We start from the raw sequence: 14,795 nt of genomic DNA, 5'->3' as shown, positions 1-14,795 counted from the left end.
AAGAACGGCCATTGGCGCACCGGCAGCGAATGGTACGAGAGTCCCGCATACCGGACCTCGGTGCAGATCGCAGCGATTGTCTGCAATCCGTCCTACGCGTCATCTGTAGTGAACGGCTAAGACGAGCCGGCGCGCCGGTTGATGAAGATCCCAAGTAGGAGATCCATAGGTCCAAAGACGCATCAGCACCCCTCAACACTTATGCTTGCCGCTCAATGCATCAGCGAGTTCCTGCCCGGCCCAGCATTTGAGTGCCGAATAAAGCGTGCGCTTGATCCGGCCGGTCACGAATACGGTCTTCTTCGGTATGTCCGGATCATCACTTTTAATCACCAACTGGCAGCACGAGGCACCGTCGCAATTGGGCCGGTACTGGATCGTCACACCAAGGCAGGACCCGGGTTTCACGACCGCCGGGAACGGATTTCCGAGGATTTTGAAATCCAGACATTTCTGATCGCAAACGGGTCGCTTCTTCGGTTTTTCGGGTTCGTCGCAGCCGCAAGAACAGCCGCCGCCGCAATCGCAATTGCCATACATGAAGGCCGCGCAGGGATCCGGCTCTTTGAACGCGACACGCTTGACGTGAAGATCGCAGTCTCCCGTGTTACAGATCGAAAGAGTTTCGCGCGCGCAGTCCCCAAGCTCAACCTCGCAGAATTGCGTCGTGCCAGTGAGCGTCAGCTTGCCGCTTGGCGCGGTACCGCTCACATCGAGCACAGCAGGGCTCGCCGGATCGTTCGAGGTGATCGTGATCGTTGCTGATTTCGCGCCGAAGGAAGCGGGCTGGAATCGCAGCGATACGCTGGCCGAGGCACCAGCACCGATGACCATCGGAAAGGCAATGACTGCCGGTACAACAAACTCCGCATCCGAAGAGACGATGCTGTCGATCCGCAGATCGCAATCACCGCTGTTCGAAAGCAGCAGCGGCTTGTCAGTGATATCTTCTACGCATGTCGCCCCGAAATCACCGTCATTGGCAAAGGAAAGGACGAGCCGTGGCTCTCCGCGCGTGCCGAAAATTTCGATCTCTACCGGGCTGTCGGGATCGTTGCTGACAACGCGGATCGTGGACGCGGCCAAGCCGGGCGCTATCGGCTGGAACCGAAGAGGCAGGTTCATTGTGTCGCCCGCAGCAATCACCAGCGGGAAATCGATGACCATGGGTACGACGAATGCTGGGTCGGTCGACGTGATCGCCGTCACGATCAGCGGGCACGTGCCGGAATTATTGACGAGCAGATCCCGGTCGACGAATTCGCCGTCACAGACCGTGCCGAAATCACCTGAATCCGCGACGGCAAGCGCTGCGGTCGCGATGCCGCCCTCACCCGATACGTCAAGGTCAAGCTCCGGTGTTATCGGATCGTTACTCTCTATTCGCAGGACGGCACTGTCCGATGCACCTTGCGCCGAAGGCGTGTAGCGCACGGTGAAATCCACCTCGCTGCCCGGATCAATGACCAGCGGTGTATCCGGAAGGGGATCGACCTCGAAGACCGTGCCACCACCGAGGATTGAAACGTCGTAGATGACAAGATCGTCCAGGCCCACATTGAAAACTTGCAGGGTCAGATGCGCCGGTCCGTCGCACACAAGGCCGAATTCCATTCCCTGTTCGAGGTTTACGGCGATGATCGGTAGCGACCGCCTCGCTTCGAGCACCGCCGCCGCGGCATTGATGCGGCCGAAACCATACCATTGGCTGAATTCAGGGAAGCTGTCCCCGTCGTTGTCGACCCACTGGCCCACGGGATCGACGTTGTCGACATCAATCCGGTCGGCAGTTTCACGGATGATGTCACGCACTTCGTCCCATGCCAGGTCCGGGCGAACCGACAGGACCAGCGCGGCGACGCCTGAAACCTGCGGACAGGCGCAGGACGTCTGACCGAAAGTCCGGTAATCGTTGCTGGCTGCGGTCCCGGAACCGGCGGTGTTGCCGGTACCCACGTTCACCGTGCTCATCACCCGAGTTTCTGTCCCGCCGCCAGGCCCACCGCCCGGCGCGCAGACGTCAACCGCAGGGCCGAAACTGCTGGTGCTGACCTTGACTTCAGCAGCGTCGGGTGGGCTGTTGCGCGAGGAGGCGACGGCTATCGTGCGGTCGTATTCCGCCCAGCGTCGCCCGTTTCCAACGGTGAAATCCACGTTGTTGTTGCCCACCGAGAAAACCACCACGCAGCCAAGACCGCCTCGGCCATCATCGGTGATCGCGTCCAGGGCGTTTGACATCGTTCCCGAGATTGCGGCTTCGCCAAGACCGAAGCTGTTGCTGATGACATCGGCGCCGGGGCTGATGACAGCCGGAAAACCCGGCGTCACGCTCGCCGGATCAAGACCGGCGATCCAGACATACATGTCGGCGAAATCGGTATCCGTCCCACCCGAGGGCCAGCGGATTGGCATAAGCTGACAGCCCGGCGCGACACCTGCAACGCCCTCAGCATTGTCCGCGACAGCCGAGGCGATGCCGCAACTCTGCGTGCCGTGGCTGCTACCATTGTTGAAGACGTCTGTGTCGACGCCGGTGAAGTCGAACGGCTGGTAGATTTTGGTGAAATCCGGCGTGACGAAATCAGGGTGATCCACATCGCAGCCAGTATCGACCACCGCGATGATGATGTCCTCGGCGCCGAGCGTTACATCCCAAGCTTCTTCCGTCTGAATAATCCCGTGGTTCGGCTGGTTGGCGAACAGGAAATCATCCGGTGTGACATCTGGAACGACAGTGGTTACGAGGTTGGGCTCGGCGAAAACCACGTCGTCGCGGGTCAGGAAGCGCTCGCAGGTCTCAAGAACTCCGAAATCAGCCACACCCACGACGCGGAGGACTGCCGTGCGTGGCGAATAAGGCAGCCAGCGGAGGACCTCGTATCCATCGTCCTTTGCGTTGGCTTCGGTTGTCTTTTTCGCGCTCTCCTCGGCAAACTGGACAGATATCTCGTCGGTAAGGAAAGTAACGCTTTCTTCTGTCAGTCTGAGGACAAATCCCGCCCGGCGCACGAGTTCATGGGCCGAAAGCCGGGCGAGGATCTCTGGCCCTTGTTCGCTCAGAAGCGCTTTCGGTGCTTGGAAGACGCGGACGAACTCGCCGCGGATAGCCGCGCCGATCTCCACGACCGTGAGCCCGAGTTCCGCAGCGAGCTTATAGAGTGCCTCTTCGCCCTTGTCGTCAATGTCCGGCCGCACGCTCGCCGCGACGAGGCCCTCGGGCGGATCGACCGGGATGCGCACTTGGCCGCGGAAATAGTACAGCATCCCCTTCTTGCCGAGATGGAATTGCGCGCGCTCCTCCTCTTTTGTCACTTCCACGTCGCGGGTCTGCGACTCAAGCCCACGTGAGGCGACCTCAATGTGGTAGCGTCCCGGGGCGAGCCCCTCGAAAACGTAGCCGCCCGCCGCTTGGAAATAATTGGAGTGAATGGATTTTCCCCGCCCTGACCCGGGCTTGAGGCTCACCTTTGCCTCCTGAAGCGGGCTGCCTTCGTAATCCACAACCTGAATTAAAAGTCGAGACACGCAAGTCATTTTAAACTCCTGTGTTAAATGCCGATTTAGAAATAATTCTTGGAAATAACTGTGATTATACCACAGATTCCGCGTGGGCGGGCGTCAAATTTGCGCTAACAGAGCAACCTCGTGAATGTCGGCGACACGGCCATAAGTTTACAGCAATCGAATGTCGGCTTTGTGTTTTAGTATTCCTCATGTGATGAAATCCGAGACCGCGTATCATTGCTGCACTTTGCCACGCCAGAGGTCTTCGATTTCCGAACGTTTTCTTTGCTGTATTGTTCTTTTTCAAACCGAATGGAGTGTTTCTGCCCTATCATCTTTGGGCCTCGCATGACGCATCATTGTCAGTCCTGACTTGCAAGATTTGTGCAGGCGATGTGAACGACGGCAGCGAATTTTGCATTGCTGAGTGCGTTAGCCTTGGGTTCGCATGTCCTCGATGACGTAGCGCACGTTGTTATTGCGAACCGCCACTTTAGGCCTACTGGATCGAGCGTGCATATTTGCTCGTCGTGAAGACCAATTGTGAAACACTTTATGGCAGCTGACCTTATGGCAGCTGACCTTATGGCAGCTGACCTTTGCTGTGCCTCGCATGAACTTGGACAAGCGGACGCAGTTGGCCTTAGTGGCTCATGCCGCACAGGTCGCTTTAGGCCTGACGCATGCACCACCAGATCAGCCCTGATCGTTGCTGGCGGGCTGACCTCTCTTACCGACAATGGCGCTCGGCATGCGATATTTGGTGAAACGCTATACCTATGGTAGAATGCGCAAATTAATTTTGAACTGATTTCCCGTCACGCAGACGGGTTGACGCGATATCGAATGTTTTTCTTCGGCCGAAATCGAACGCTTCGCCTGCGTGACGTTGTCTGAAATTCTGAGTCATTTGAGACCGGAGGGCATCATGCTAGGCAAGTGCGGAATTTTTGCTTCATGCATCGGCTTATTCTTAGCCACGGCAGGTTTGGTCAAATCTCAGGAAGCGTCGGATCGGACACAGGTTTATGCCGCAAAAATAATATGCGGCAAGCAACCTGACCCAACAAATTTGCAATTGGTTCAAGGCTTTTACACTACCGTTATTAATATCTTCAACACCGGCGCGGAACGTCAGGAAATCGCGTTGCGGTTAGCGTTGGCACACCCTCCAACTCTTCCTGCACCGGGTGAGGTTTTCGACCTTGGGCCGCTGACGCTGGACGCGGGGCAGGCCGCTGCCGTCGATTGTGAAGACATTCAGGTTCTGGCTTTTCCGTTTGGCCTGCCGGACAAGTACATTGACGGGTTTCTGGTGGTTCAGGTCAGTCGGCCAGTTTCGGTTCAGGCGGTCTATACCGCCGCGCCTCTCCTCAAGGAATCGTGCTGCAAAAGCTGGCCCGGACCGGTGGCCAGCATTGATGTTGAGCGGATTGATGCCGTTCCCGCAACGGCGGGCTCGACACAAAAGCCCGATCTGCTGCCGGATTCGCCCACATTGGAAACCGACCCGCTGGGCGCACCCGGCACCGGTTTTTGTACTCAGATGCCATCGGACGGCTCTCCGCCGGATGCGGTCGCATTGATCATCAATCAGGGCGCGGTAGAGGCGGCTGCGTCCGTCGCCCGGTTCGATTTCGGTGTTTTCGGGCAAAGCCAGACGCCGGTGCCCGCGCTCGGTCCGGGCGAAAAGCACGAGGTCGGGTCGGATATTCCGCGTGACTGCTTCGGGTCGGGCCGGTCCGGAACCTGCCCGTTTGATGTGATTGCGGATGCCGGACTGACGATCGACGAAACCCTCGAGACCAACAACATTCGCAGGGGGCATTGCCTGCGCTCAACATCGGGTGAGCAGCAATGATCACGCGCATCGCATTCGTCGTGATCTGTCTGCTTGCGTCGGCGACGACGCATGGCACGGCACAGGAACGCAAGCCCTCGCAGCCGGTGTTCCGATATCTGCATGAGGCAAAAATCATCTGTGGCCGAATAAAATCGCACCATCCGGGGCCACTGGCGGGCGGACATTACGGGACGGTCATCAACCTGTTCAATCCGCACCCCGCGCCGCTGAAAGTGACGTTTGAGCTCAAGCTTGCAAACCCGCCAGGGCAATTGACCGGCGGCAAGATCGTCGCGCTGGAGCCGATGGACTTGCCGGCACAAAAGGCCACCGCCGTCGATTGCCGTAGCCTGCGGGCGCTAACATTTCCCTATGGGTTTCCCAAACCCTTTGTCGAAGGTTTCCTGAGCATTGACGCGCTTCAACCCTTGGTCGTGTCGGGTGTCTGGACAACCGCAGCACCGGAGGCCAAGCACCATCTGCGGCTGACAAGCCTTGATGTTGACCACGTACCGGCCAGAGCGGTCGAGGTGCCCCCTGCTAATCCCAATTGGGGCAGCGTGGGCAGCGACGTAAGCTTTTGCGACCGATTGCGCCGTAGCAGCGTGATACTGAACGGTGTGGTTGGCGCCCAGAGCTATACGTTCGACGAAGCAGAGGATGAAGGGCCGCGCGAGGTTTCGCGTATTGAGGATGTTTCCATCCTGGCGGGTGCAGGTGGCGTGGTTGCCGGGCCGGTGGACATTCGGCTGCGCCGCGGCTTCTTTCCCGACGGGCGGTTTCTTGACACATCGGAAATGCCGGTCTTGACGGTCGGCGCGCGCTATCTGTTGATCCTGCCCAATCATGGTTGGGTGCATGAGCCGATTTCGTTGGATGATGTGTTTCGGATCGAAACCGTCGATGATCGCGACATTTTAGTGGATCAGCACGGGTTTGCCGTGACTGATGTTGAGGGCGGGCGCTCCGACGACCCCGTCAGCACCCCCGAATTCCTGTTTCGCACACCGCAGTTAACCGGCACGCCGGCACCGGAGAACGCAATGTCGTCCGATGATTTTGTTGCGGAGTCCGAGGATTGCGCGGGTCCTGTTCTGAGTGGCCCATATACGGCTTATCCACTGGTGCCACCAACGATAAGGGGGGTAGAATGACGCGCTTCATAACCCTTACCGGATTTCTTCTGTTGATGCTCTCTCGGGCCGGTCTGGCCTTCAATGTTCAGGAAAACTGGGTGGGCAATCAGGTCCGGTGGGAAGACGAAGATCTGCCAATCGAATGGCGCCTTGATTCCGGCAACACCCCAGGCGGAAGCGACCGGAGAACCGCGATCACCCAAGCCATCGATGCGTGGAACCGGACCGGCGGTTTGCGATTGCTTTTCACCCTGTCTGGTGGTGCTGCCGAAACGGATAACGTGATGGAAGAAGGCGACGGCAAAAGCGAGATACTCTATACCCCCATGTCCGAGATCGACGGGGCCGCAGGCCGCGAGTTCACCACACATAATTGCGCAGGCTGCCGAAGGATCGTGGAATCCGACATCGGGATTGCAGGTGACGCCCCCAATATCGTCGTCAATAACAACCCGGCCACCGATCAGTTCACCCTCTGTACGGCCCAAGGTGTTGTGGTTCATGAGTTGGGTCATGCGATCGGCCTAGGTCATGAATCCACCCGGATGGCGATGATGCAACCGACATGTCAGGATGCGCCCCGCGTGCGGAGCGCCGATCCCGGTTACATGGTTCTGCCCGACGATCAGCAGGGCGCCCGGCAGCAATATGGCGGTAACGGCGACGAGGTGAACCTGATCGCGATATCCCAATATCTATTCCGTGAACTGCCGGTGCTTTATCGAGACCGCTATACGATACTCGAGCAAGCCAATATCATTAACCCGAACGCGAACAATCAGCGGCTGGTCAATTACGGGTTGGCGGGTACGCGGCGAGCGTTCAACCCGGACATTCTTGAATGCGCCGCATTTGGCATTTTCGATCCTACCTGCGAGGGCAGTTTCTATGACGTGGCGGGGGATGAGCCGCGGGCGCAGAATCTGTGCCCCGGTGACAGCTTTGACGTGCCCTTCACGGTTGCCAACCGCGCCAACGATGCGGATACCAGCAAGACCCACAGCATCGGTTTTTATCTGACCGACGGGACAGATATGCCCTTCGATCCCACATCACAATTCCCCGGCATTCCACCACTGGCCGGGGCCATCCTCGAAAACGAGATCGAGTTTGACAGCACGGGCAGCCTGAATGCGACCGGGGTGCAGCGGCTGACGCTCAGCACCGATCCCGACTGCGCGCCTGAAGGCGAATACCGGCTGTGGCACGGGGTCGATATCTGCCACGAACATCTTGAGGGAAACGGAACAGTTGCCGCCGGTGGTATTCTCGAAGATGACAATTTTACGTTGACCGGCTTTTTCGTGAATATTCTTGCGCCGAATGCGTCCCAGTGTCAGTCTCTGAACCTGCCCGCCAGCGACGGGGTTTGCGATCTGGCTGAGATCCGCAAAACATGTGACGCCCCGCCCCTCGAGCCGCCGGAAGGGGAACCCCAACCGCCACAGGATTGCGACCCCGGTGAAGAGGATTGCGTTTGCCAGGTCACATTCGGCCAATTTGGCAACGAAGAGGCACATCCCGATGGCGATCATTCCATCAACGAATTCTGCCCTGATGAGGGCGATATCGAGCGCACATGCGTATCACAGGGATCATTCGGCCTGTGCCGCACCTGCGGAGCCATCGGCGATCTTCATGTCGGTTGCTCCTGTACGTCAGATGATGATTGCGGTGCGGACCTGACCTGTTTCGGCGAAGAAACCCAATCCGGGTCCGGCACTGGCACGTGCCAACCCGATGATCCCCCTCATTGGGCCTGTCTTGCCGACTGTCGGACGCTTTTGAACGACGACAACGCGTTCTGCTACAATGACCATCCCTCCGGGACAGCCTTGTGTCTGCCCAACGTATGCAATGCCCCGATGGCAACTCAATGCTGGGTGGATGGCGAGTTGGAGGGCATAGATAACCAGCCAACATTTGGCCCGGTCTGCCGCTTTGCACCCGACGATTCACCATTGTCAGCGTCTTGCCGAGCGGAGTGTGGTCCGGGCGCCAATCTCGAAGACCCAAATGAGGACGTCACCTGCCAAAGCGTCGGTTATCCTGGCAACTACGAATGCGATCTACAGGTGGCGGGCGGCGCATGCCGACCCGGACCCATCTAGGGCCTAAATCCAATTCCTGCTTTTGCTGAGATGGCTTTGGCGTGATTCACCTGTTGAACACAGATGTGACATGGCGAGATTTGATCTGAGTGACGCGGAATGGGCAGCGATCGAGCGCCATCTGCCGAAACAAGAGCGTGGCCCGGCGCGACGACCGAACCAATCCGAATGGCATTTTCTACATTCAGCGTACCGCTGCGCCATGGTGGAACCTGCCGGAGTGCTACGACCGTCATACGACCGTCTACAACAGTTATGTCCGATGGGGGTCAGCGCGGGGTCTGGCGCGATATCATTAAGGCTCTTGCGACTGCATGCGATGACGCGCTGATCTGTCATCGACAGTTGACCGTCAAAGCTCATTGGCCGCGACCTTTATACTGGCGTGAAGGAGCTTTCGGAAAGGGGGCCATCGGAGTTCATTATGATGAAGGCCAACACGTATTCGTGGAAGCCGCCAAGTCGAACCGATATTTTCTCGACAACCTTAAATCCATGATGAAACATCCCCGCTGGCGCCTGATGCTGTTTCTTTCCAGTGTGCCAGATTTGACAAAGTTTGTTCAGCCCTAGGAGCAGCTTTCGAACCTTCCGCGTCCGGTGCATTTTGAGGAGATCAATTTCAAGCGGGACGTGCAGCTGCTTAACAGCCCCCGGTTTGCTTTCGCGGACGAAGACAATGTCGATATCGACGAGCTTTCAACGCCAGATTTTCTGACGCGGCTTGATCACACCTGTGCCCATCGATGGGGCCTTGTCATCGAACTCGTGATCGACGCGCTGATCAGGTGTCGGGTGACGGGCAGGGCGCAGATTGCCGTGGATGATTTCGTCGAAGAATTTGCCTCGGAAACTGGGATGCCCCAAAAGTTCTCTCCGTTCACGGCACCGGATTTGGTGAGGTTTTCGGTGCCACCAAGATCCTCGATTTCATGACGTAAACGGGGGCGTAAACAGACTGCAAGGCCGATTATATGGGCCCGCCATTTGGCGGGCCTTTTCTTTTGGCACGGGTGTGTATGCATATGCTTCCCGTGTGCATGCTTATGGTGGCAATTGAGAGAGGTATGCTCTTAAGAATATAATATTACATAGTTATATTGGGTGGCTGTCGCGCCGAACCAGTCAGGTGCGCAAGCATATGGCCATTCGGCATCGATGTATGGCGCGCCGGCCGCCCCCTTTGGTGCTGTCGTCTTTCCGCGCCTTAATTGCGACTTGTGGCGGTAAATATCCTCGCCGAAAGCAAACTTCTTTTTTTCCGGCGCCCCATCCTCACCTCATTTCGGTGATTTCAACATTAATTCGCCACGTTTGCCACATTTTCGCCCGATTCGCGCCGTATCCCACACCCATTCGGCTTGCGCCCCCTGTGGCGAGGAGTCGGATTCGCGTGGGGGCGCGGTAAAGGGGTGATGTTGGTATGGCATTTTCTGATGAATTGACGACGACGTGCTTGTATTCGCATGCGCTTAGGTCGGGTATGCGTCTGACTCCGCTGCGATCGCAGAAGGTCGTACTGACCGAGGCCGAAGTAGACAAGGTTATCGCAAGAACCCTGTTTGAGGAGCGCCAGGTCGTCGCGCGCGCGGCGCTTCCGGCTATCGCGAGCCAAGAGGAGTTGTCGGGTCATTCGGGCCGCAATGCCCGCCGCTCGGCTCTTGAGGACAGCGCTGCAGCCGCGCGCCTTGATGCCGTGGCGGCGCAGCACAACCCTCCGCCGCCTCAGGTCGAGGATCTCACGGGCCGGAATCCGCGTATAACCGCGCAACGCGTGCTATGGCTGTGTCGTCGAACGCTCCCGTTTGCGGCGCTGGGCGCGATGTGGGCGTGGCCCTGGCTGCTGCCTGCCGCGCTGGTAGCTGCTATCGTGCTACCTCTTGGCTGCGTGATTGCGCTGGGCAGCGACGGCGTGGCAAACGCACTGACCCGCGCCTTTCACTGGACGAATGCGCGCTGGCCTGACCGTGCGGAGAGGCTGCGCAGGCGCATGGACCGCTTTGCGACGCGCATGGACGGCGTTCTCGATCGCCTGCCTGAACGTTGGACGATCGGCCTCTATATGCCCGATTTCAGCCGCGAGGCCCTGTTGCCGCACGAGGATGCCGGCGCGCCCGATCCGTTCGAGCGGCTTCGCGCCGAGGCGCGCGGCGTCTAGGCTTGCGGCCGCGCAGGGACGCCGGCCTTGGCGGCGACGGGCTTTGCACCCTTGAATTTGCCCGGCTTGCCGCGTATGTCGCGGCTCAAAGGCTCTCAATCGCTGGGGCCGAGGTCAGTAAAGAAGGCAGCGCATGGCACGCACCAATCCGCTTCAGTTCGTTCAGCAGGTCCGCTCGGAAATCAGCAAGGTCGTCTGGCCGACCCGCCGCGAGGTGCTGCTGACCACGATCATGGTCTTTATCATGGCCGCGCTGACCGCCGTGTTCTTTGCGCTGGTCGATCTGGGCATTCGCAGCGGGTTGCAGGGCGTTTTCACCCTCGTCGGCTGACGGTGCGGATCAGTCGCTTGGCGCCTGTGTCGCGCAATCTGGTCACAGCCCCTTGATTCCATAGGCGATGCCGGGTAGTTGCCACGATAATTCTGCAATGTGGCGCGCGGCGATTCGAGCCCCGCGCCGATTTTGTTTTGCAAACGTCCGGCTGCGCGATCCGCGTTATGTCCGGGCACACAAGGTAATTCCGGCCATCGCGCCGGACGAGACGGAGACAAGCTCAGCATGGCAAAGCGGTGGTATTCGGTGAGCGTTCTGTCGAATTTCGAGAAGAAGATCGCCGAGCAGATCAGAACCTCGGTCGTCGAGAATGGCCTCGAAGATGATATCGACGAGGTATTGGTCCCGACCGAAGAGGTCATCGAGGTGCGCCGCGGCAAGAAGGTGACGGCCGAGCGCCGCTTTATGCCTGGTTACGTTCTTGTGCGCATGGAGATGTCCGACAAGGGATATCACATGATCAACTCGATTAACCGCGTCACTGGTTTTCTGGGCCCGCAGGGGCGCCCGATGCCAATGCGCGATGCCGAAGTGCAGGCCATCCTTGGCCGCGTTCAGGAAGGCGAGGAAAGCCCGCGCACCCTGATCCATTTCGAGATCGGCGAGAAGGTCAAGGTCAACGACGGCCCGTTCGAGGGCTTCGACGGATCGGTCGAAAATGTCGACGAGGATCACCAGCGCCTCAAGGTGTCGGTGTCGATCTTTGGCCGGGAAACCCCGGTCGAGCTGGAATTCACGCAGGTTTCCAAGCAATAGGGTGACCTGCTGAAACGTGCTGCACGTTGTGCGGTGCGGCCCGGTAAATCCGGGCATCATGTGGAAGGCGAGGGGGCCGCGGCGCCCAGACCGGACCACGGCAACGAAGAAGGCCGAAGGGCGCGCCCCGAGGTCTGTTGAAAATGAAGGAGAGGCCACATGGCCAAAAAACTAGCCGGAAAGATGAAGCTGCAGGTGAAAGCCGGGCAAGCCAATCCCAGCCCGCCCGTCGGCCCCGCACTGGGTCAACGCGGCATCAACATCATGGAATTCTGCAAGGCATTCAACGCCAAGACGCAGGACCTTGAGCCGGGCGCACCTTGCCCGACTGTGATCACGTATTATCAGGACAAGTCCTTTGAGATGGAAATCAAGACGCCCCCGGCGTCCTACTATCTCATCAAGGCGGCCAAGCTGAAGTCGGGCGGCAAGACGCCGGGCCGCGAAACGGTTGGCTCTGTCTCGGTCAAGCAGGTCCGCGAAATCGCGGAAGCCAAATGGAAAGACCTGAACGCAAACGACGTCGAGGCCGCGATGAAGATCATCGTCGGCAGCGCACGCTCCATGGGCATCGAGGTGAAGTAAGATGGCAAAACTTGGAAAACGCACCCGCGCCGCCCGTGAAGCTTTTGAGGGCAAGAGAGATCTGAGCGTCGAAGACGCCGTCGCTCTGGTCAAGGGCAACGCCAAGGCGAAATTCGATGAGACCATCGAGATCGCCGTCAATCTTGGCGTCGATCCGCGTCACGCTGACCAGATGGTCCGCGGCGTCGTCGGCCTGCCCAACGGCACCGGCAAGACGGTTCGCGTCGCTGTATTTGCCCGCGGCGCCAAAGCCGAAGAGGCCGAGGCCGCTGGGGCCGACATCGTTGGTGCCGAGGACCTGATGGAGATCGTTCAGGGCGGCAAGATCGACTTTGATCGCTGCATTGCCACGCCCGACATGATGCCCGTCGTGGGACGTCTGGGCAAGGTGCTGGGCCCGCGCAACCTGATGCCGAACCCCAAGATTGGCACGGTGACGATGGACGTCGCTCAGGCCGTCAAGGACGCCAAGGGTGGTCAGGTCCAGTTCAAGGCCGAAAAGGCCGGTGTGGTCCATGCAGGTGTCGGCAAGGCGTCGTTCGATCAGGAAAAGCTGGTCGAGAACGTGCGCGCCTTTATCAATGCCGTGCAGAAGGCCAAGCCGGCTGGTGCCAAAGGCTCTTACATGAAGCGCATCTCGCTGACCTCGACCATGGGTCCGGGCGTGACGATCGCCGTGGCTGATGGCGCGACCGAGTAATCGGACGAGCGATCGACATGATAAAAGGGAGCGGGCCGGTCGGCTCGCTCTTTTTCGTTCTGATGTTGTGGCCGTCCGCCCGGATTTTGCTGTGCAATTCGCAAGAATCAGCGCCGGTGATGCGCCAACTGTCCTCGTAGGGGTTGGCATTCGCGCCGGAACCCTTTAAAGGCTGCTCTGCGAGATGGGCACGGGATTCGCGTCCCCTGCCTTTTTCGCGTTTCGTCCAAGACGGTGGGTGGGCCTTGGCCCTTAATATCCTGCTCGAGGCGGGAATTGACATTATCAGCCGAGCGCGTGCTTGGGTGCTTTATCGATGCCCCGTTTACAGGACCAAATGCCGGGCATCCCTGCCTGGCTGAACTGAGCCGGGGACACTTTCCCCGAATATTGGAGTGAAACTGTGGATAGAGCCCAGAAAGAGAAAGTGGTCGACGAACTCGGCCAGATCTTCGAAAGCTCTGGCGTCGTCGTGGTAGCCCACTACGCCGGTCTGACAGTTGCGGAAATGCAGGATCTGAGGGCGCGCGCACGTGCGGCCGATGCATCCGTGCGCGTTGCCAAGAACAAGCTCGCCAAGATCGCCCTCGACGGCAAGCCCTGCGCATCTATTGCAGGCTTCCTGACGGGCATGACTGTTCTGACCTATTCCGAGGATCCCGTGGCAGCCGCCAAGGTAGCCGAGGGTTTCGCCAAGGATAACAAGAAGTTTGAGATCCTCGGCGGCGCAATGGGTGAGAATGCTCTGGACCGTGCCGGCGTCGAAGCCGTGTCGAAGATGCCCTCGCGCGACGAGCTTATCGCTCAGATCGCAAGCTGCATCGGCGCACCAGCCTCGAATATTGCCGGTGCAATTGGCGCACCTGCTTCGAACATCGCGAGCATCCTTACGACTATCGAGGAAAAGGCCGAAGCGGCCTGACGCAACTGAAATTCCGGCATGGGCATACCGCCCTGTCGTTGGAACACATCTAAAACGGAAAGCACGAGAAAATGGCTGATCTGAAAAAAATGGCAGAGTCGATCGTTGGTCTGACGCTGCTCGAAGCACAAGAACTGAAAACCATCCTGAAGGACGAGTACGGCATCGAGCCCGCAGCAGGCGGCGCAGTGATGATGGCCGGTCCCGCAGGCGGCGGCGGCGAGGCTGCAGAAGAGCAGACCGAATTCGACGTCATCCTGAAGTCGGCTGGCGCCTCCAAGATCAACGTGATCAAGGAAGTCCGCGCGATCACCGGTCTTGGCCTGAAAGAAGCCAAAGAGCTGGTCGAAGCGGGCGGCAAAGCCGTCAAAGAGCAAGTCTCGAAGGACGAAGCCGACGAAGTCAAAGCCAAGCTGGAAGCAGCTGGCGCCGAAGTCGAAGTCAAGTAATTTCAGGGGCATGGGCCGGGGCGCTTTGCCTCTGTCTTAACCCCCTCAGATGTGGCTGGATCCGGAGTTTCCGGGTCCAGCCGAACCTGTCTTGGACAGGCCCTCATGCGCCATATGCCGCGCCGGTCACGATGCCGGCATGTGCAGTTGCGGCGCAGGGCAGGGGGCTTATCTCAGGCGAGGTTCGTGTGATCGGGAGGCCGTCTTTGGGACGATGGCCATGAATGGATCGCACCCCCGCTCTCTCTGATGGCCGTGCGGCTGGGGCCCGACAGCACGCGCGACCGTTGAGAAAAT

At 58.9% G+C, this 14,795-nt stretch carries 13 protein-coding genes; 12 read left to right on the top strand and 1 reads right to left on the bottom strand.

The window, feature by feature from the left end; all coding sequences use genetic code 11:
• Positions 1–192: 192 nt before the first annotated feature.
• Complete coding sequence (locus U3654_RS09785) at positions 193–3,534, bottom strand: S8 family serine peptidase (RefSeq protein ID WP_416384570.1); 3,342 nt, start codon at positions 3,532–3,534, stop codon at positions 193–195.
• 1,117 nt (positions 3,535–4,651) lie between these two features.
• On the opposite strand from U3654_RS09785, the gene U3654_RS09780 reads away from it, so the two are divergent.
• The 12 genes from U3654_RS09780 to rplL all read left to right on the top strand — a co-directional run bounded on the left by U3654_RS09780 (position 4,652) and on the right by rplL (position 14,498).
• Positions 4,652–5,365, top strand: coding sequence for a hypothetical protein (locus U3654_RS09780; protein WP_324755150.1), 714 nt, complete (start codon positions 4,652–4,654; stop codon positions 5,363–5,365).
• Entirely contained in the window at positions 5,362–6,501 is a 1,140-nt protein-coding gene (locus U3654_RS09775; RefSeq protein ID WP_324755149.1) for a hypothetical protein, read from the top strand. The genes U3654_RS09780 and U3654_RS09775 overlap by 4 nt, the downstream gene beginning before the upstream one ends.
• A complete protein-coding gene (locus U3654_RS09770; RefSeq protein ID WP_324755148.1) occupies positions 6,498–8,594 on the top strand; it encodes a matrixin family metalloprotease in 2,097 nt (698 codons plus the stop codon). The genes U3654_RS09775 and U3654_RS09770 overlap by 4 nt, the downstream gene beginning before the upstream one ends.
• Before the next feature lie 89 nt (positions 8,595–8,683).
• Positions 8,684–8,893, top strand: coding sequence for a transposase (locus U3654_RS20495; protein ID WP_416384569.1), 210 nt, complete (start codon positions 8,684–8,686; stop codon positions 8,891–8,893).
• A 301-nt stretch (positions 8,894–9,194) separates the two neighbouring features.
• Positions 9,195–9,530: a hypothetical protein gene (locus U3654_RS09765; RefSeq protein WP_324755147.1), complete on the top strand. Its 336-nt coding sequence runs from the start codon at positions 9,195–9,197 to the stop codon at positions 9,528–9,530.
• Between the two features lie 547 nt (positions 9,531–10,077).
• Positions 10,078–10,752: a hypothetical protein gene (locus U3654_RS09760; RefSeq protein ID WP_324755146.1), complete on the top strand. Its 675-nt coding sequence runs from the start codon at positions 10,078–10,080 to the stop codon at positions 10,750–10,752.
• 133 nt (positions 10,753–10,885) lie between these two features.
• On the top strand, positions 10,886–11,083 hold the full coding sequence (gene secE / locus U3654_RS09755; protein WP_324755145.1) for a preprotein translocase subunit SecE: 198 nt from the start codon (positions 10,886–10,888) through the stop codon (positions 11,081–11,083).
• Positions 11,084–11,311: 228 nt separating this feature from the next.
• Entirely contained in the window at positions 11,312–11,842 is a 531-nt protein-coding gene (nusG, locus tag U3654_RS09750; RefSeq protein ID WP_324755144.1) for a transcription termination/antitermination protein NusG, read from the top strand.
• Between the two features lie 159 nt (positions 11,843–12,001).
• Positions 12,002–12,427 carry a 50S ribosomal protein L11 gene (rplK, locus tag U3654_RS09745; protein WP_324755143.1) on the top strand — a complete coding sequence of 142 codons (426 nt, stop codon included), beginning with the start codon at positions 12,002–12,004 and terminating at the stop codon, positions 12,425–12,427.
• A 1-nt stretch (position 12,428) separates the two neighbouring features.
• Complete coding sequence (rplA, locus tag U3654_RS09740; protein WP_324755142.1) at positions 12,429–13,127, top strand: 50S ribosomal protein L1; 699 nt, start codon at positions 12,429–12,431, stop codon at positions 13,125–13,127.
• Positions 13,128–13,530: 403 nt separating this feature from the next.
• Positions 13,531–14,049 (top strand): 50S ribosomal protein L10, encoded by a 519-nt coding sequence (gene rplJ / locus U3654_RS09735; protein WP_324755141.1) that lies wholly within the window; start codon positions 13,531–13,533, stop codon positions 14,047–14,049.
• 71 nt (positions 14,050–14,120) lie between these two features.
• The gene (gene rplL, locus U3654_RS09730) at positions 14,121–14,498 is read left to right on the top strand and encodes a 50S ribosomal protein L7/L12 (protein WP_324755140.1); all 378 of its coding nucleotides are present in this window, start codon (positions 14,121–14,123) and stop codon (positions 14,496–14,498) included.
• Positions 14,499–14,795: the final 297 nt, after the last annotated feature.

Origin of the sequence: Roseovarius sp. Pro17 (assembly GCF_035599575.1) — a bacterium.
Taxonomy (GTDB): domain Bacteria; phylum Pseudomonadota; class Alphaproteobacteria; order Rhodobacterales; family Rhodobacteraceae; genus Roseovarius.
The sequence above is the reverse complement of the archived record's forward strand: the minus strand, read 5'-3'. Positions and strand labels throughout refer to the sequence as shown.

Excerpts from the sequence above, each read along its gene's own strand:
- secE (WP_324755145.1), top strand. The coding sequence starts at position 10,886 with ATGGCACGCACCAATCCGCTTCAGTTCGTTCAGCAGGTCCGCTCGGAA.
- rplA (WP_324755142.1), top strand. The coding sequence starts at position 12,429 with ATGGCAAAACTTGGAAAACGCACCCGCGCCGCCCGTGAAGCTTTTGAG.
- U3654_RS09775 (WP_324755149.1), top strand. The coding sequence starts at position 5,362 with ATGATCACGCGCATCGCATTCGTCGTGATCTGTCTGCTTGCGTCGGCG.
- U3654_RS09760 (WP_324755146.1), top strand. The coding sequence starts at position 10,078 with ATGCGTCTGACTCCGCTGCGATCGCAGAAGGTCGTACTGACCGAGGCC.
- U3654_RS09785 (WP_416384570.1), bottom strand. The coding sequence starts at position 3,534 with ATGACTTGCGTGTCTCGACTTTTAATTCAGGTTGTGGATTACGAAGGC.
- rplK (WP_324755143.1), top strand. The coding sequence starts at position 12,002 with ATGGCCAAAAAACTAGCCGGAAAGATGAAGCTGCAGGTGAAAGCCGGG.
- rplL (WP_324755140.1), top strand. The coding sequence starts at position 14,121 with ATGGCTGATCTGAAAAAAATGGCAGAGTCGATCGTTGGTCTGACGCTG.
- U3654_RS09770 (WP_324755148.1), top strand. The coding sequence starts at position 6,498 with ATGACGCGCTTCATAACCCTTACCGGATTTCTTCTGTTGATGCTCTCT.
- nusG (WP_324755144.1), top strand. The coding sequence starts at position 11,312 with ATGGCAAAGCGGTGGTATTCGGTGAGCGTTCTGTCGAATTTCGAGAAG.